This window comes from Anaerorhabdus sp. (assembly GCF_036641015.1).
Taxonomy (GTDB): domain Bacteria; phylum Bacillota_I; class Bacilli_A; order Erysipelotrichales; family Erysipelotrichaceae; genus Anaerorhabdus.
This window is the reverse complement of sequence record NZ_JAVWFO010000007.1, coordinates 30,647-48,453: the sequence shown is the minus strand read 5'-3', so window position 1 is coordinate 48,453 and position 17,807 is coordinate 30,647. Positions and strand designations below refer to the sequence as shown.

The window sequence follows — 17,807 nt, the reverse complement described above, 5'->3', positions numbered from 1 at the left end:
TTCTCCACCAACACTAGATTTTAAAGAACCAAAATAAAAAGACAAAATCGTAATGATATTGTCTTTTTTTTGTCCCAACAATAGTCAACTATGGAAGGTTTTTATTTGATAGGGCGACCCTATAAAAGTTTAAAGGTACTTTAAAAATATGGTATTTACCAGTATTTAACAATATATAAATCTATGATATTATTTAATTGCCAAAAAACGTAAAGTAAATGTTTGAAAGGGGAGAAAATGAAAAAAGTTTTTATGTGTTTTATGTTATCTATTATATTAATGATAACGACCATACCTGTTTATTCAACAAATGAATCGACTGAATTGGGTTCTTTGACTGTAGTTGTTGAACCAACAGAAAAAGATGGGGTAGCAACCCCGTTGCTTAAAGCACAATTATATGAAGAAGGATATAAATATTATTATGAATTATCGGTTGATGATAAATCAGTAACTCAACCTGTTTTTGATTCTGTATATAATGGGACAACAGAATTAACCACAGATACATTATTGACCGGATATGGAGATAATAAGTATGTCCAAGTTATCAAAGTAGATGCAACAGAGAAAAAGATTATAGCTTGGGGACAAGCTTCAATTGAAGAAGCCATGAAACCAAAGGTTTTAGAAGATATTGATTCCAATTTCAAAAACGAGATTTCTGAAAATTCTTTTTCATTTGAAGGAACAACAAAAACGGAAAGTTTAGGAGAAATTGATATCCAATTTAAAAATGGAGTAGATGAAGATGGTGACCCTGTCCTATTTCTTGAATTACCAGTAATAGAAAGTGGTTATAGTTATTGGTATAAAGGATCGGAAAATGATGAATCTAATAATAAACCCACATTTGATTCAACTTTAACTGTCACTAATAGCAATTGGCGAGAATATGATGACAGTGGGGTTCGTGCTAACATAAATAGTGTGTTCATACAAGTTGTTAAGATAGACTCCGCCACCAAAAAGATAAAAGCTTGGGGTCAAAAAAAATTAACAGGTCCAATAGGCTATATCACAGATGACTATAATCTAATGGCTTATAACTTCGCCATAGTGTCATTTGACATCATAGGGAAGTTTGATGGAAAATGGAAGGATACTACCTATGGTGGTGAAGGTTTTGTAACTTTAATAAAAGATAAAAATAATGTTATTGGATATTTAATACCAACAGGAAATGAGGAAAGTATTGTAGTCGATTATGAGATTAATGAAGAAAATTATGATGAGGATGCTTTTGCTGATATCGCAACTTCTATTAATTTGAATATCGTAAATGGAGGGAAATTAGTAAAGGTTATTTATACAATTAAAAATAATCGAGATACTGTATTTGAATATTCTTTAGGAAGTGGAGCAGATATTCAAATTGGTAATGATGATGAGGCAAAAATAACACCTTTTGATGGAAATACTGGTTTTAAAATGATTTCCTCTTACGATGAAGATAAAAATGCCACAGGTGAGTATGCACAATTTAATTTCTTTGGAAAAGATGTACCTGGCGTGACTAATGTTACCGATTATTGGTATGGAAGTACTAATAGTGGTTATCCAAAAGGGAGTTTGGATACGATATTTCTACCAAATTCAAAAATAGAAATGAATTATAACGGGACTCCTACAGACACTAGTTCTAACTACGATGCTGAAATGGGTTATTCTTGGCAAAATCAAACCATCGCTGCTGGCGAAACAAAGACCTATTCTATTTTAATTGGTATTGGTGGTGCAAACAGTGAAGAAATTGTTGTTCCAATACCTACTCCAACACCAATATCTACGCCTAAACCTACTCCAATTCCAACACCTACTCCAACACCAACAGCTACACCTATACCAACGATAAAACCAACCCCTAAACCAACTTTAATACCTACTCCGACACCTTCGCCAATCGTTGAAGAGAATACAAGTCATGCCGAAATCGTTCTAATTGATGGAGCTCCTAAAACGAAAATCGATAATGATATTAAAGAATTAGAAAAAATTGTATTTAGTCCAGAAGAAATGGAAATGATTCAAAGTGGAAGTGATGCGAAGATTTTCCTTGAGATAACAGATATTGAAAATACAATTAGTGAAGAAGATAAAAAAGCGATAGAAGAAAATTTAGGTCAAGATACTGTTGGTATTTATTTAGATATATCATTATTTAAACAATTGGATAATCAAGATCCAGTAAAAATTACAAATCCAAATGGAAAAGTAAAAGTGTCTATTCAAATTCCTGAAAGTATGATTCCAGGTACGGACGATGCACCAAGAACCTATAAAATCGTACGAGTACATGAAGGGAAAGTTGATATCATAGAAGGAATCTATGACCCTGTCACTAACGAATTTACATTTGAAACAGAATTGTTTTCTACATATGCTTTGATTTATGTTGAAAATAAAGTTGAAACAAAACAAAATAATTTCTATCTCTATCTATTGTTAGGACTTGTTGTATTGGGTTCAGCAGGTATCATCGTTTATAATAAAATGAAAAAAGACTCATAAATTTTTGTGGGGTCAAAGTAGAAGTAACTAATCACTAGTTTTATATGTGTTTAGTTACTTCTTATTATTGAGGGAGTTACTTTTCTATGGTATAATCTATTCAGTAAAAAGGAGGTAATTCAAATGGCAGTTACAGTAAATAAAGATACTTGTATCGGATGTGGTGCATGTGTTGGTGTATGTCCAGTCGGAGCATTAAGCTTAGACGCAGAAGGAAAAGCTGGATGTGATGAAGGAACTTGTATCGATTGTGGTGCATGTGTAGGAACTTGTCCAGTATCAGCTATTAGTCAATAAGTATTCAAATGAAACCAGAGAAATCTGGTTTTTATTTTATTTATATTGCAATTATCCAATTTGATTTACAAGGTAAAGAATGATATACTTTTTAAGTATTTTTATGGTGAGGAGTCGTTAATAATGCCCAAAGGAAATTATCAATTACCGTCTTTAAAAGACGCTAAAATAAGGACTAGAGAAGCGGTGAAGGTTGAACACGCGCTTTTTAAGTTGCCTGAACAAACTAGAAATTTAGGAGTAGGACGTAAGTTTTATTTAAGAACTTATGGCTGTCAAGCTAATGAACGAGATTCAGAAACGATTGTTGGAATTCTAGAATCAATGGGATTTAGCCAAACAAATGAAGAACAAGATGCTGATTTCATTCTTTTGAATACTTGTGCGATTAGAAAAAATGCCGAAGATAAAGTATTAGGTGAATTAGGAATGTTAAAGAAACTAAAGACAACGAATCCTGATTTAATCTTTGGACTTTGTGGATGTATGGCACAAGAGGAAGAAATAGTTCAGTTACTATTAAAAACATATAACCAAGTAGATTTAATTTTTGGTACACACAATATTCACCGTTTACCAGAACTCTTATACCAAACAATGATGAGTAAAGAAAGAACTGTAGAAGTATACTCAAAAGAAGGGGAAGTTATTGAAAACTTGCCAGTTAAACGTTTTGGTAAACATAAAGCGTGGGTTAATATTATGTATGGATGCGATAAATTTTGTACGTATTGTATTGTACCGTATACTCGTGGTAAAGAAAGAAGCCGCTTGTATGGTGATATTTTAAGTGAAATACAAGAACTTAAGGATCAAGGGTATAAAGAAGTTACATTACTTGGACAAAATGTAAATGCTTATGGTAAAGATTTAGGAATTGAATCAGGCTTTGCTAACTTGTTAGAAGAAGTGGCGAAAATTGGTATTCCACGTATTCGCTTTACTACGTCACATCCTTGGGACTTTACTGATGATATGATTGATGTAATTGCGAAATATGATAATATTATGCCAGCAATTCATTTGCCTGTTCAATCAGGGAATAGTGATATGTTAAAAATTATGGGAAGACGCTACACTAGTGAAAGCTATAAATCACTTTATGATCGAATCATTAAAAAAATGCCAAATTGCTCATTCTCTACTGATATTATAGTAGGATTTCCAAATGAAACTGAGGAACAATTTCAAGATACATTAGACATGGTTAATTATTGTAAATATGATTTAGCTTATACATTTATTTACTCTCCACGTGAAGGAACTCCAGCTGCAAGTATGGAAGACAATGTTCCAGAACAAGTTAAATCAGAGCGTTTACAGCGTTTAAATGAGTTGGTAGGTCTTTATTCTAATATGAATAATCAAAAATACGTTGGTAAAGTAGTTAACGTATTGGTTGATGGATTGAGTAAGAAGAACGACCAAGTTTATAGTGGTTATAGTGAAGAGAATAAATTAATTAACTTTACTGGAAAAGACGTTCATGAAGGTGATATCGTAAGAGTGAAAATCACTGATGTTAAGAGCTGGTCTTTAAATGGTGAAGTAGTTAGTGACTAAAGTGAGGGGCTTTTCGTTGTATTGAAAAGCCTTTTGAAGTATAATAATCTAAAGGTTTAAAAGGAGAAAATAATAATGGATACTGTAAAAATCTTTGCCCTTGGGGGATTAGATGAAGACGGGAAAAATATGTACTGTGTGGAGATTAACGATTCAATTTTCGTTATCGAAGCAGGACTAAAATACCCGGAAAATGGACAATTAGGAATTGAGATGATTATTCCTGATTTCAAATACTTAGTGGAAAATAAGGATCGTGTAAAAGCAGTCTTTATTTCTCATGGTCATGACGATGTTATGGCAGCTTTACCAAACTTGATTAAACAAATTCAAGTACCAATTTATACTGCACCATTAACTGCAGAAATATTAGAAAAACGTTTCAAAAAAGAAGGAATTAGTAATTATAAGATACATCGTATACAACGTAATGCATCTTTTGATGTGGATGGTATTAATTGTCGTACTTTTGGAGTAACACAATCAATAGCTGATGGTTTTGGATTGGCAATTGAAACATCGAAAGGATATGTTGTTTATACATCTGAATTTATTATTGATTACGATACAAAGAATGAAGCATTTAAGACTGATATTACGCAATTTACCGATTTAAGTAAAAAAGGTGTGTTAGCATTACTTGCGGAATCTGTTGGATCAACACGTGAGGGACATAGTGCTCCACGTCATCGTATCACTAATTTAATTGAAAATTATTTTGAAGATGCGGAAGGTAGAATTATTATCACAATGTATCATCAAAATTTGTATCGTATTATTGAAGTAATTGAACTTGCAAATAAATATGGTCGTAAGATTTTATTCTATGATGATGCATTAAGAGAATTATTAATGACAGTTGAAAAACTTGGTTATTATCATATACCTGCTGGATTAGAACTACCTAAATCAAAATTTAGACAAGACATGGATAATGTTGTTGTATTAATTTCTGGTGATGGAGCTAATATCTTTAAACGTGTTCATAAAATTGCGATTAAAGAAGATGATATGCTTGAGTTTAAAAAGTCGGATACAATTATCATTGCATCACCTGCAGTTCCAGGAACTGAACGTGAAGCTACAAAGATGGAAAATGACTTATATAAAGAAGGTGCTAGAGTTTGTGCGGTTGATGCAAAACGTATGTTCTCAATGCATGCAGCAATTGAAGATTTAAAAATGATGATGTATTTATTACGTCCAAAATATTATATTCCTATTAAAGGGGAATATCGCCAACTTGTAACTAATGCAAATATTGCTTTAGATATGGGTTATACAGCAGATAAGATTCTTGTTTTAGATAATGGACAAATTGCATGTTTTGAAGATGGACGCTTATCTAAGAGCAGTGATTTTATTAAACAAGAAGATGTATTTGTGGATGGTAAAGATAATTTAGATGCTTCAGGAATGGTACTAAGAGATAGAGAAACTTTATCTACGGATGGTGCTATTGTTGTTGGTATTGTAATTAATCATAAGACTAAAGAAGTTATTGGTGGACCAGATATTCAAAGTAGAGGAGTTATCTACTTAAAAGATGCTGATTACATTATGAAAGAAGTCGGTAATATATTGGAAAACTGTATTAATGAAGCAGTTCGTGATAAGAAATATGAAAATACTTCTTGTCGTATGGATGCTCGTGATCGTATTAGTAAATATATATTAAAAGAAACTGGTAAACGTCCAATGATATTACCAGCAATCGTAGAGATTAATACTCAAGAATAAGCAAGGGGGATTCTATTCATGGCAAAGGCTAAAAAGAAAAAGAAAAAACAAGAGCCTAAAGACCAAGAGTTGTATATGTATGTAATTTCCACAGCACTGATTGTGGTATTATGCATAGCACTATTTAAATTTGGTATTGTCGGATTATTTTTAAATAATTTAATTCGATTCTTGTTTGGTGATTTCTATTATGCCGCTTGCATAATTGGAATTGTTTTGGCGGTAATTATACTAACACATAAGAAAAAGGGTGCAGTGGATGCTAAAACGGTTATTGCGACCCTTTGTATACTTTTTGCGATATTACTTTGGTCAGCAACTTTAGGTGATACGGGCATTCAAGGCTTAGATGTAATTAAAACATTTCTAGCCAATACCAAAGAATACTTTAAAGAAACAACAACAGTTTCAGCTTATGGGGGCTTCTTTGGAGCTTTATTGTATTCCTTAACATCAGTATTGATTGCTAAAGAGGGAACTTGGATTTTAGCGGTGGCACTAGTTATCCTTGCTTTAATTCTAATTCTATCTTTAGACAGTTTTAAAGAAGCGTTAGCGTCTTTTAAAGGATTCTTTGAATTACGTAATAAATGGCGTGAGGATGAAGATGAATATGAATACATTGAAGAAGAAGTTGTAGAAGATCAAAATGATGAAGATCTTTTTCCACAAGCAAAATTGATTGGTAAACTAGATCCAAAACAAAAGAAATCAATATTTGTAGATGTTAAAAATGAAGGACAACAAGAGGAAAAAAGTAATGTAACTCATACTTCAACCTATGAGATTACTCAACCTCAACAAGAGAAAGTAATTCGTGGTAATAAACCATATCGTTTACCTCCACTTAATCTTCTTCAGCCTTTAGGTCCTAAACAAAGAAGTAATTTGAATCAAGTTGCGGCTAATGAAAAAGGACAGCGTTTGATTGAGATATTAAGTAACTTTGATATTGATGCTGAATTAATTGCAACGCATATTGGACCTGCTGTAACAAAGTTTGAAGTTAAACCAGAGTCAAATGTTAAAGTTAGTAAGATTAATAGTGTATCTGATAACATTAAGATGGAATTAGCGGCACGTGATATACGTATTGAAGCACCAATCCCTGGAAGAACAGCGGTAGGTATAGAAATACCGAATGTTGAACCAACAGCAGTCAAAATGATTGAACTTATTAAAATGGTACCTAACGAATTAAAAGATGTGAAAACATTGTTTGTATTAGGAAAAGATTTAATGGGTAAACCAGTGTATTGTAATCTACATAAAATGCCTCACTTATTAATTGCTGGGGCAACGGGTTCTGGTAAGTCAGTGTGTATGAATACGATTATTACATCATTCTTATTACGAACTACACCAGATGAAGTTAAGTTACTATTAATAGATCCAAAGAAAGTTGAGTTTACACCGTATCAAAAAATACCTCATTTAATTGGACCTGTCATTAGTGATGCGGCAGAAGCTTCAAGAGCATTGAAAGTTGTTGTTTTGATGATGGAAGAAAGATATGAAATTTTCTCTAAAACACAAGTAAGAAATATTGATTCATATAACGAAAAGATTAAAAAATTTCCTGATGAAAAACTTCAAGCTATGCCTTATATTGTAGTCATTATTGATGAATTAGCGGATTTAATGGCAATAGCAGGTAAGGAAGTAGAAATGAGTATTCAACGTATTACCCAACTTGCACGTGCTGCAGGGATTCACTTAATTGTAGCGACACAACGTCCAAGTACAGATGTAATTACTGGTATCATAAAAGCTAATATACCATCACGAATCGCATTTAGTGTTTCAAGTGGTATTGATTCTAGAACGATTTTAGATCATATTGGTGCTGAGAGATTATTAGGTAATGGCGATATGTTGTATTTACCAATAGGAGAACCTAGTGCAATCCGATTACAAGGTGTTTACGTTACTGATGAAGAAGTTCATAGTATTGCTGATTTCTGTTCAAGCCAAGATATACCTCATTATGAAGATGCCTTTATTCGTCTTGAAGGGGTAGATAACAATGAAAATACATCAGTCTTGAAAATTGAGGATGATCCGATGTATGATGAGGTTAAGGAATATGTTGTTGATGCACAAAAAGCTTCAACTTCATTACTACAACGCCGATTTGGTATTGGGTATAATCGAGCAGCAAGAATGATTGATTTACTTGAAGAAAGAGGCATTATTGGACCTGCACAAGGTTCGAAACCAAGAGATGTATACATGAAAAAGGAGGGATAATAAATGAGCGACAACGTACTTAAAATTGTTTCAGATGAGTCATTAACTTATAATCAGCAACTAGTTCAACTAGCAAAATTAGGAGAGAATACTGATCATACAATTGTATTAAGTCCAGAATTAAAGAAAGCTAAAAAGGATGGAATTATTTGCGATTTGGGTGAAGGTAACGCTCCATTTAGACCTCGTTATATTTGTCCTGATTATTCTATCTTAATGAAGAAAGGTAGCAAATTTTTAGGACTTGGTAAACCAGCTGATTTGTGGGAAGCATGTAATAATTTATTAATTATGTATAAACATGTTCCATCAATCACAACATTTCCAGTTTATCTAGGAGATTTAGATACATTACTTGAACCGTTTGTTAAAAAGATGGATCGTGATGAAGCTAAGAAATGTTTAAAACTTTTCTTAACTCATATTGATCGTACTTTAACGGATTCATTTGTACATGCAGATATTGGTCCTAAAGATTCATTAACTGGGCGTATCTTACTAGAACTTACGGAAGAAATGCAACTTGCTATTCCTAACTTAACTTTAAAATATGATCCAAAACGAACAAGTGATGAGTTTGCGGCATTGTGTGCTAAGTGTATGATGAAAACAGCAAAACCTTCATTTGCAAATTATAAAATGTATGCTAAAGATTGGGGTAAAGATTTTGCGATTGCATCTTGCTACAATGGACTTAAATTAGGTGGTGGCGGATTTACATTACCACGTTTAAGAATGTATGAAATGAGTAAGAAGGCTAAATCACCAGAACAATTCGTTAAAGAAACATTGCCTTTCTATACAAAATTAATTTTAAAAATGATGGATGATCGTATTGATTTTATTGTAAATAAAAGTAATTTCTTTAAAGCTAATTTCTTAGTAACTGAAGGATTTGTTCAACTAGATAATTTTACTGGAATGGTTGGTATGGTTGGACTTGCAGAGTGTGTTAATAATTTGTTGAAAATCAAAGATCCTGCTAAAGGATACGGAAATAATCCAGAAGCTGATAAATTAGGTGAAAAGATTATGACTAAACTTGAAGGATTAATTGCAAAGCATAAATCAAAATATGCTGCAGCATTTGATCATCGCTATCGTTTACATGCTCAAGTTGGTATTGATTCTGATGGTAGAGAAAATTCTCCAGGTGTACGAATTCCAGTAGGAAGTGAACCTGAAATGCTTGAACAAATTAAACATGCATGTAAATTTCATAAATATTTTCCTACAGGTGTTGGTGATATTTTCAAATTTGAAGAGACTTGGGTTAAAACCCCTGAAGCTTTAGTAGATATTATCAAAGGTGCATTAAATAACGGCATGCGTTACTTTTCTGGATATCTTGCGAATAATGATGTTGTACGAGTTACTGGTTATTTAGTTAAAAAGAGTGAACTTGAAAAGTTAGACAAGGGTCAACAATCATTAAATAACGTATCTGTATTTGGAAAAGGTGCACGTGATTTATCTGATGCATTGGATCGTAGAATTAATAAGTAGACAACTTTAAACGGTTGTCTTTTTCTTTTGTGTAAATAATACTGAATATTATATCTAAACTTATTCAAAAGTAGGAATAAATCACATTGAAAATTTACATGAAAAAACTAGTAATTCTTTTCAGAATTTTATATTATGTATATTTGACAATTAATAGTAATAAAGGTAATATTTTTATAGGCAATCGCCTAAAACGGAGGAAAAGAAATGAAAAAAGTATTTAAAAGTGCTTTAGTTCTTCTTCTAGCTGGTGCTATGATCGCTGGATGTTCTGCAAAACCTGCTGAACCAACAGCAACACCAGAAACAGAAGGTGAACAAACAACTGTAACTGAATGTCCAGTTAAAATTGGTCTAGTTACTGATACAGGCGGAGTTGATGACAAATCATTCAATCAATCAGCTTGGGAAGGTTTAGTAGCTTACGCTGAAGAAAATGGTTTCTCAACTGAAAAAGGTGTTTGTATTGATTACTTACAATCTACATCTGACGCTGACTACATCCCTAACTTATCAACATTTGCTGATGAAGGTATGGATTTAGTTATCGCTGTAGGATATTTATTCCAAGAAGCTATCGATACAGTTTCTGCTAACTATCCTGACAAAAACTTCTTATTCATCGATTCAGTTTCTGCTGGAGAAAATGTAATGAGTGCTGTTTACAATGCTGAACAAGGTTCATACCTAGTTGGTGTTGCTGCAGGTCTTGAAGCAAAAGCTAATGGTTCTAACACAGTTGGATTCGTTGGTGGTATGGAAGGTGACCTAATTGGAGCATTCCAAGCTGGTTACGAACAAGGTGTATTAGCTGCTAACCCAGATGCTACAATTTATGTTGACTATGCTGATTCATTCAGTGATGATTCAAAAGGTCAAGCATTAGCTGTTAAACAATATGACGCTGGTGCTACAGTAATTTACCAAGCTGCTGGTGCTGCTGGTAATGGTGTTATCAAAGAAGCTAAAGAACGTGGAGACGTTTGGGCTATCGGTGTTGATAAAGACCAATTTGCTGATGGAGAAGTTGATGGAAAGAACATTATCTTAACATCTATGATCAAACGTGTTGATATTTCTACTAAGACTGCTGCTCAAGCAATTCTTGATGGAAACTTCAAAGGCGGAACTGTTGTATTTAATCTTGAAAACGACGGAGTTGGTGCTGAATTAACTTCAGGACGTAACTTAAGTGATGAAACAATTGCTATGATCGAAGACTATGCTACTAAAATTAAAGCAGGAGAAATCGAAGTTAGCGCAGTTGCTACTATCGCAAACGGAGCAAACAACAAATAGTTTAAATTTGTAATTAGGAGTACTCGTAAGGGTACTCTTTTTTTATATTTCATGTTGCTGAAAAGTTTCTAAGATATAGAATATTACTGCATGTTTAAAGGGTAATGAATAAGAAAAAAAATTAGATTGAAATTGCAATTATTGCAATTTAGGGTTTAATGTTTATGTGAATTGATGATATAATTATCATAGATTTGTAGGCTCATTGCCTACTAGTAAGGGGTATCAAATGGATTATGCTATAGAAATGCTTAACATAACCAAAGACTTCCCAGGCATTCGTGCTAACGATAATGTTACTCTATGTGTTGAACGAGGTACGATACATGCATTGCTTGGAGAAAATGGTGCAGGTAAATCTACACTGATGTCTATTTTGTTTGGTTTGTATGAACCAACTGAAGGTATCATCAAAGTCAATGGTAAAGAAGTAAAAATTAATGATCCCAATGTTGCCAATGCTTTAGGTATTGGGATGGTGCATCAACACTTTAAACTTGTTCATAACTTTACTGTTACAGAAAACATTATTTTAGGAAGTGAACCAAAAACTAAACTAGGAACTGTAGATACAAAAACTACATCTAGAAAAATTGATGAACTTTCTAAGAAATATGGATTCGATATAAATCCATCATCTAAAATTGAAGATATTACTGTTGGTATGCAACAACGTGTTGAAATCTTAAAGATGCTATATCGTGATGCTGATATATTAATCTTTGATGAACCAACTGCTGTATTAACACCACAAGAAATTGAAGAATTAATTTCTATCATGAAGAGTTTGGCGGCTGAAGGTAAAACTATTATTTTAATTACACATAAATTAAAAGAAATTAAAGCTGTTGCTGATAAATGTACTGTATTAAGAAGAGGTAAGTTTATTGCTGAAGTTGATGTATGTAATACATCAGAGAAAGAAATGGCGGAGTTAATGGTAGGGCGTGAAGTAGATTTTAGAATTCACAAACCTGAAATTGAAGTGGGTAATAAAGTATTAGAAATCCAAGAACTTAACGTTAAGAATTCTCGTGGTACCAGAGCTGTTGAAAACTTTTCTTTATCAGTTAAAGCTGGTGAAATTGTTGGTATTGCTGGAATAGATGGTAATGGACAATCAGAATTAGTTGAAGCTATTACTGGATTATGCCCAATTACTTCAGGAAAGTTACTATTAAACAAAGTAGATATTACAAATTACAATATTAAAAACCGTCTTGATGCGGGTATAGGACATGTACCAGAAGATAGACATAAACATGGATTAATTTTAGATTTCAAATTAAAAGAAAACTTTGTAATTCATGGATTTAATTCTGAACAATTTAGTCATAATGGTATTCTGAATTTTAGTAAGATTGATCAATATGCTGATAAATTAATTGATGAATTTGACGTACGTAGCGGACAAGGAAAAGAAACTATAACGCGATCAATGTCAGGTGGAAACCAACAAAAAGCAATTATTGCTCGAGAAATTGACCGTAGTCCAGATTTATTAATTGTTGTTCAACCAACTCGTGGATTAGATGTTGGTGCAATTGAATATATTCATAATCGTATTGTACAAGAAAGAAATGCTGGTAAAGCAGTACTACTTGTATCATTTGAATTAGATGAAATCTTAGGACTAAGTGATCGTATTGCAGTAATGTATAACGGTGGTATTACTGGTATCGTTAATGCCAAAGATACTGATGAAAAACAACTTGGTCTAATGATGGCTGGTTCAAAGATTGAGGGGGTAAGTGATCATGAGTAGTAAAAAAGAAAAAATCTTAATCCCTTTAATTGCCGTTGCGTTAGGTATCGTTGTAGGTATGATTATCTTACTTATTTCGGGTAAAAATATCGCTACATTATTTGCGGGCTTAGTAAAAGGACTAACTGGGTATGATATGTTAAAAGCAGGATCTGCTGTTAACTTACGTTATCCTGGTGAATTTTTAGTAAGTACAATGCCAATTATTCTTACTGGATTATCTGTAAGCTTCGCTTATCGTACTGGTATGTTCAATATCGGATGTGAAGGCCAAGTTATTATGGGAAGTCTATTGAGTTGTATGGTTGCAATCTTAGTTCCTATGCCTAATGGTATTGCTGCTGTTGTTTGTATCTTAATAGGTGGTATTGCTGGAGCATTGTGGGCATTTATACCTGGTCTATTAAAATCCAAATTCAACATCTCTGAAGTAGTTACTGGAATTATGTTAAATTACACTGCATTATATGGAGCAAACTATTTCTTGCGTGCTCTACCTGAATCAACAGCTCAAAGAACTGCAAACATTCCAACAAATGCAATGTTGGGTAGTGAGTTATTTAAACAACTTACAAATAATAGCCGTTTCCACTGGGGATTTATTATTGTAATTATTGCAGTAATCTTATTCTGGTTTATTATTGAAAAGACTTCATTTGGTTTCTCATTACGTGCTACTGGATTTAATAAAGAAGGTGCTCGTTATGCTGGTATCAAAGTAAATAAAAGTATTATTTTATCAATAATGATTTCTGGTTTCCTTGCAGGTATTGCAGGTGCAATCGTAGTACAAGGTACTTTCGGTTATGGACGTGTAATGGTTGCAATGGATAACTATGGATTTGATGGTATCGCAGTAGCATTAGTTGGAGGCTGTACAGCTATTGGTGTAACGCTTGCTGGTATGCTGTTTGGTTTACTTAAAGTTACTCAGCCATTGCTTCAAACATTTGGTGTTCCAAAAGAAATTGGTGAAATTATTTCAAGTTCAATCGTTTTCTTCGTTGCTTTACAATATGCAATTCAAATCTATATCCTTAAATTTACTGGAGGTAGAAAGAAGAAAAAAGATGCGTTACAAGCGCAAGGAGGTAATACGAAATGAGTTTAATTATTTCGATGTTCCCATCAGTACTTATGATTGCTGCACCAATTATCATTTGTGCGCTAGGTGGATTATTCTCTGAACGTTCTGGTATTGTCAACATCGCTTTAGAAGGTATTATGATGGTTGGTGGTTTTGCTGGTGCAACTGTTTGTGTGTTACTAGAAGCAAATCCAGCATTTGGACAATACTCTGGTTGGATTGGCTTAATCGCTGGTGTAATCGCAGGGGCTTTATATTCATTATTATTAGCTGTTTCTACAATTAACTTTAAAGCAGATCATACTATTGCTGGTACTGCATTAAACTTACTTGCGGGTGGTATTACTATTTACCTATGTCAAATTATCTTTGGACAACAAAGAACTCAATCATTTGCTAAGGGTATTTCAAAAGTTAAAGAAGTTCCAATACTATCTGATATTCCAGTAATAGGAGATATGTTCTTTAAAAATATTTATCCAACAATCTTTATTGCTGTATTATTGGTATTCATTGTTTACTTCGTAGTATTTAAAACACCATTTGGTTTAAGACTACGTTCATGTGGTGAAAATCCACAAGCAAGTGCTTCTATGGGTATTAACGTATATAAAATGCGTTATGCAGGTGTTATTATTTCTGGATGTTTAGGTGGCTTAGCTGGTGCAGTTATGGTGCTAACTTCTGGAGTTCAATATACTATCGCATCAATCCATGGGGTAGGGTTCATATCTATTGCCGCATTAATCTTCGGTAAATGGAATCCATTTGGAGTATTAGGCGCTGCCATCTTCTTTGGTTTTTCATCTGCATTAGGTGTATATGCAAGTATGATTCCAGTTCTAAATCAATTACCATCTGAGTTCTTCTCATGTATTCCTTATGTATTTACAATTGTTGCCCTAATTGTATTTAGTGGTAAAGCTGTAGGTCCTAAGGCTGCTGGGGAAATATACGATTCAGGTAAACGATAAGATCCTCTAAACTTTTATAGGTTCAAAGTAAAATGAAATTGTAAAATCAAATGATATGATCACTCAACAGTAGTCAATGTAAAGTAATTAAAACATTGACTATGAAAGGAGTGATCTTTTCTTATGGAAAGAGTGATCCGACAAAACATCCGTTAGTGTCATTACTGTAAGATAAACTAGTTGCCCATTTTACAATGATTTGATTTTCATCACTGTTAGATGATGAAGTTGAGTATCAATGAAATACAAGTGGAAGCTGATTCAAACAGAATACTAGATTAAGTCCTTGATAAGAATTACTCAAGTAGCAAATCATTAAATTGTTAAGGGTAGTTTGTTTTAAATCTAATTTCAATATTCTCATTTTACTCACATACTTTTAATGTGTCCTAAAACCTTAAATATTTTTCAAGAATAGATAGTAAATGATTAAAATCTTTGAATAAATTATGAATCAACTAATTTATTCTCGATAAAATAATTTCGAGTTGATGAATGAAATTATTACATAAGTTGATAAGAAAATAAATCGTCTACAGACACACTATGTGGCAATATAAAAAGTTATTTAAAATAACAAAATTATGTTGATTTGTTATTAATATAGTTGTACGATAAAAGTACCAAGGAGAAAAGACCAATGGACTAAATTCAATAATTTAAATTCAAACTAAAAAAGAAGGGAGTTATGATATTACATTTACTTATGAATGTAATCATCATACAAGAAAAACATGAAAAAACTAATTATTGCATCAATTATCGCGTTAACATGCTTATCTTCGACTAAGATTGTTTTCGCAGGTTACCAAGCTTATACTAACTATTTGTTATACACTAATCATGGAAATCATTTTACTAACGTCCACCTAAAAGCGACTGGAGACCAGTACATAAGTAACAGAGTAAAATCATATACAGGGACAACCGAAGCAACTTTTTGGGCAGTTTCCGGTGAATCAGGATCAGGTGAAAGAGTTTCTGGATTTTACAATCAAAAAGTGGGAACAACTTCTAAAATCGAATTCAATAGAAATGTAAGTAAAGACGCAAAAGTGCAAATGGGTATGGAAAATTACAAAGACGGTGAAGCTCGAGTTAGTGGTGAGGTAGACTTCAGATAGAGAGAGGGCTACTCTCTCTATCTCTTTTTAACACATGAGTTTATTTAAAAATATTATTTTCTCAAAACGTTATATCTTTGTTTTCACATTACTTTATACATTTGCATTGTTTTCAATAAACAGTATTTTAATTCAAGAAACTGGTAATAGTATCTTTTTTGTTAGAACAGCGTTTGAAAATTCATTTATTTTATCATTGGATACTAGAGTATTTATGATTACATTTGGAATAATCGCTCCTTTACTAGTTTGCTTAGCTTGCGGAAATTCTTATTCTGATGATAAAGAAGCAAATACTTTACCTATGTTGTATACAAAGAAAAATGAAATTCAGTACCACATTAATAATTTGTTTTCGATATTCATATGTACCTTTATATTAATATTTATTCCACTATTTATTAATTTTGCAATAAGTTCCATCGCATTTCCAACGCATATGGCTTTGGATAATATGTACGCAAATCCAGCATATATATTACAAAACAATTCTCCTAACATATTAGAAACGTTTAAAACATATAATCCAATGTTATTTCTAGCATTATCAATCTTCATTATCAGTATTATTTTAGGAGTAATTGCTATTTTAAATTATACATTGTCCGTATTACTTGATGTAAATAAATATGTAATTAATGCTATTGTATTTTTCACTTATATTGGATTCGATATGTTTCTAAGTACAATAAATAAAAGTGAATATTCTTTGTTTAATTACATGGATCCAAACCTTACAAACGCAGGGTTTATTTATATAGTTATATTACTTTTTATCTTCTTTTTGATATCAATATTGATTTTGATTATAGGAATAAAAAGAGGTAGATAATGAATATATTCAAAGAAATATATGATTATATTTTACTTGTGGTGATTTTATGTTATGTGAAAATGTTTTCATTAACTATGGCTTATTTAATAATTTATCCAATAATTTTATTATTTATATATAATCGTGTTAAAACGATTTATAATACTATGATTATTACAAGATTTAATAAAATAATTATCTTTAAAAAATACATCATAATCCAAGAATTAACTAGAATCTTAATGTTTTCCATAATAACTACATTTTTTATAGTTTATAAAACATTTCAACTTGAAGTTCCTATATATTATGTGTTTGTAACACTAATAACAGCATCAATGTTCAGCATGATATTCTTAATACTTTTTATAAATAAATTAAATCTATTACTCCCGTTAGTATTCTTAATGGTCATCTTGGGATTAGGTAATCTACCTATTGTTAATATCGAAATATTTAAAGTGTTATTTTACCCACAAATTTGGAGTAATTTATTATGTATGATTATTTATTTAGCTGTATATATTTTAGGTCTGGTTATATTAATTAAGATATATATTGGAAAAGAAGAAATTCTATGAAAATCAAAATACATTTTATATATCTTGCAGTTTTTACGGTTTTGATAAAATTCCCAATAAACCTCAATTTGAGTTTCAATGAGTTATTTATTATCTCAAACTATTATATGAATGGCTCATATTTACTTGATATATTTCATACTCTTAAGTATTGCATGCCATTACTTGTGATTATGTTATTTGTAATGCTAGATATTAACAATATTGAAGAAAATAAATGGATAATTTCTTCTAGGATAGGTGGTAATAAGAAACTAAAGCGATATATTAACAAAATAGTATTAATAAAGTCTCTA

Annotated in this window: 13 protein-coding genes; all 13 read left to right on the top strand. The window is 32.0% G+C overall.

Annotated elements, in window-relative coordinates; all coding sequences use genetic code 11:
• Nucleotides 1–237 precede the first annotated feature (237 nt).
• The 13 genes from RR430_RS02180 (at nt 238) to RR430_RS02120 (ending at nt 17,511) form a co-directional block, all read left to right on the top strand.
• Nucleotides 238–2,511: a hypothetical protein gene (locus RR430_RS02180; RefSeq protein WP_332508598.1), complete on the top strand. Its 2,274-nt coding sequence runs from the start codon at nt 238–240 to the stop codon at nt 2,509–2,511.
• Nucleotides 2,512–2,634: 123 nt separating this feature from the next.
• Nucleotides 2,635–2,808, top strand: coding sequence for a 4Fe-4S binding protein (locus tag RR430_RS02175; protein WP_332508597.1), 174 nt, complete (start codon nt 2,635–2,637; stop codon nt 2,806–2,808).
• Nucleotides 2,809–2,931: 123 nt separating this feature from the next.
• Nucleotides 2,932–4,371: a tRNA (N6-isopentenyl adenosine(37)-C2)-methylthiotransferase MiaB gene (gene miaB / locus RR430_RS02170; RefSeq protein WP_332508596.1), complete on the top strand. Its 1,440-nt coding sequence runs from the start codon at nt 2,932–2,934 to the stop codon at nt 4,369–4,371.
• Nucleotides 4,372–4,446: 75 nt separating this feature from the next.
• A complete protein-coding gene (locus RR430_RS02165) occupies nt 4,447–6,111 on the top strand; it encodes a ribonuclease J (RefSeq protein ID WP_332488694.1) in 1,665 nt (554 codons plus the stop codon).
• Nucleotides 6,112–6,129: 18 nt separating this feature from the next.
• Nucleotides 6,130–8,361, top strand: coding sequence for a DNA translocase FtsK (locus tag RR430_RS02160; RefSeq protein ID WP_332488695.1), 2,232 nt, complete (start codon nt 6,130–6,132; stop codon nt 8,359–8,361).
• Nucleotides 8,362–8,364: 3 nt separating this feature from the next.
• Entirely contained in the window at nt 8,365–9,867 is a 1,503-nt protein-coding gene (locus tag RR430_RS02155; RefSeq protein WP_332488697.1) for a YjjI family glycine radical enzyme, read from the top strand.
• Between the two features lie 207 nt (nt 9,868–10,074).
• Nucleotides 10,075–11,166 carry a BMP family lipoprotein gene (locus tag RR430_RS02150; RefSeq protein ID WP_332508595.1) on the top strand — a complete coding sequence of 364 codons (1,092 nt, stop codon included), beginning with the start codon at nt 10,075–10,077 and terminating at the stop codon, nt 11,164–11,166.
• Between the two features lie 229 nt (nt 11,167–11,395).
• Nucleotides 11,396–12,931, top strand: a complete 1,536-nt coding sequence (locus tag RR430_RS02145) for an ABC transporter ATP-binding protein (RefSeq protein ID WP_332487800.1) — start codon at nt 11,396–11,398, stop codon at nt 12,929–12,931.
• Nucleotides 12,924–14,036, top strand: a complete 1,113-nt coding sequence (locus tag RR430_RS02140; RefSeq protein WP_332487799.1) for an ABC transporter permease — start codon at nt 12,924–12,926, stop codon at nt 14,034–14,036. Before RR430_RS02145 ends, RR430_RS02140 begins: the two co-directional genes overlap by 8 nt.
• Nucleotides 14,033–14,992, top strand: a complete 960-nt coding sequence (locus RR430_RS02135; protein WP_332487798.1) for an ABC transporter permease — start codon at nt 14,033–14,035, stop codon at nt 14,990–14,992. Before RR430_RS02140 ends, RR430_RS02135 begins: the two co-directional genes overlap by 4 nt.
• A gap of 734 nt (nt 14,993–15,726) precedes the next feature.
• Nucleotides 15,727–16,116, top strand: a complete 390-nt coding sequence (locus RR430_RS02130; RefSeq protein WP_332487796.1) for a hypothetical protein — start codon at nt 15,727–15,729, stop codon at nt 16,114–16,116.
• A gap of 34 nt (nt 16,117–16,150) precedes the next feature.
• Nucleotides 16,151–16,948 carry a hypothetical protein gene (locus RR430_RS02125; protein ID WP_332487794.1) on the top strand — a complete coding sequence of 266 codons (798 nt, stop codon included), beginning with the start codon at nt 16,151–16,153 and terminating at the stop codon, nt 16,946–16,948.
• Nucleotides 16,948–17,511 (top strand): hypothetical protein, encoded by a 564-nt coding sequence (locus RR430_RS02120; RefSeq protein ID WP_332487791.1) that lies wholly within the window; start codon nt 16,948–16,950, stop codon nt 17,509–17,511. Before RR430_RS02125 ends, RR430_RS02120 begins: the two co-directional genes overlap by 1 nt.
• Nucleotides 17,512–17,807: the final 296 nt, after the last annotated feature.

What these genes read in the sequence shown, in the direction of transcription:
- RR430_RS02135 (WP_332487798.1), top strand. Translation starts at nt 14,033, where the DNA reads ATGAGTTTAATTATTTCGATGTTCCCATCAGTACTTATGATTGCTGCA.
- RR430_RS02140 (WP_332487799.1), top strand. Translation starts at nt 12,924, where the DNA reads ATGAGTAGTAAAAAAGAAAAAATCTTAATCCCTTTAATTGCCGTTGCG.
- RR430_RS02155 (WP_332488697.1), top strand. Translation starts at nt 8,365, where the DNA reads ATGAGCGACAACGTACTTAAAATTGTTTCAGATGAGTCATTAACTTAT.
- RR430_RS02130 (WP_332487796.1), top strand. Translation starts at nt 15,727, where the DNA reads ATGAAAAAACTAATTATTGCATCAATTATCGCGTTAACATGCTTATCT.
- RR430_RS02160 (WP_332488695.1), top strand. Translation starts at nt 6,130, where the DNA reads ATGGCAAAGGCTAAAAAGAAAAAGAAAAAACAAGAGCCTAAAGACCAA.
- RR430_RS02180 (WP_332508598.1), top strand. Translation starts at nt 238, where the DNA reads ATGAAAAAAGTTTTTATGTGTTTTATGTTATCTATTATATTAATGATA.
- RR430_RS02145 (WP_332487800.1), top strand. Translation starts at nt 11,396, where the DNA reads ATGGATTATGCTATAGAAATGCTTAACATAACCAAAGACTTCCCAGGC.
- RR430_RS02175 (WP_332508597.1), top strand. Translation starts at nt 2,635, where the DNA reads ATGGCAGTTACAGTAAATAAAGATACTTGTATCGGATGTGGTGCATGT.
- RR430_RS02125 (WP_332487794.1), top strand. Translation starts at nt 16,151, where the DNA reads ATGAGTTTATTTAAAAATATTATTTTCTCAAAACGTTATATCTTTGTT.
- miaB (WP_332508596.1), top strand. Translation starts at nt 2,932, where the DNA reads ATGCCCAAAGGAAATTATCAATTACCGTCTTTAAAAGACGCTAAAATA.
- RR430_RS02165 (WP_332488694.1), top strand. Translation starts at nt 4,447, where the DNA reads ATGGATACTGTAAAAATCTTTGCCCTTGGGGGATTAGATGAAGACGGG.
- RR430_RS02150 (WP_332508595.1), top strand. Translation starts at nt 10,075, where the DNA reads ATGAAAAAAGTATTTAAAAGTGCTTTAGTTCTTCTTCTAGCTGGTGCT.
- RR430_RS02120 (WP_332487791.1), top strand. Translation starts at nt 16,948, where the DNA reads ATGAATATATTCAAAGAAATATATGATTATATTTTACTTGTGGTGATT.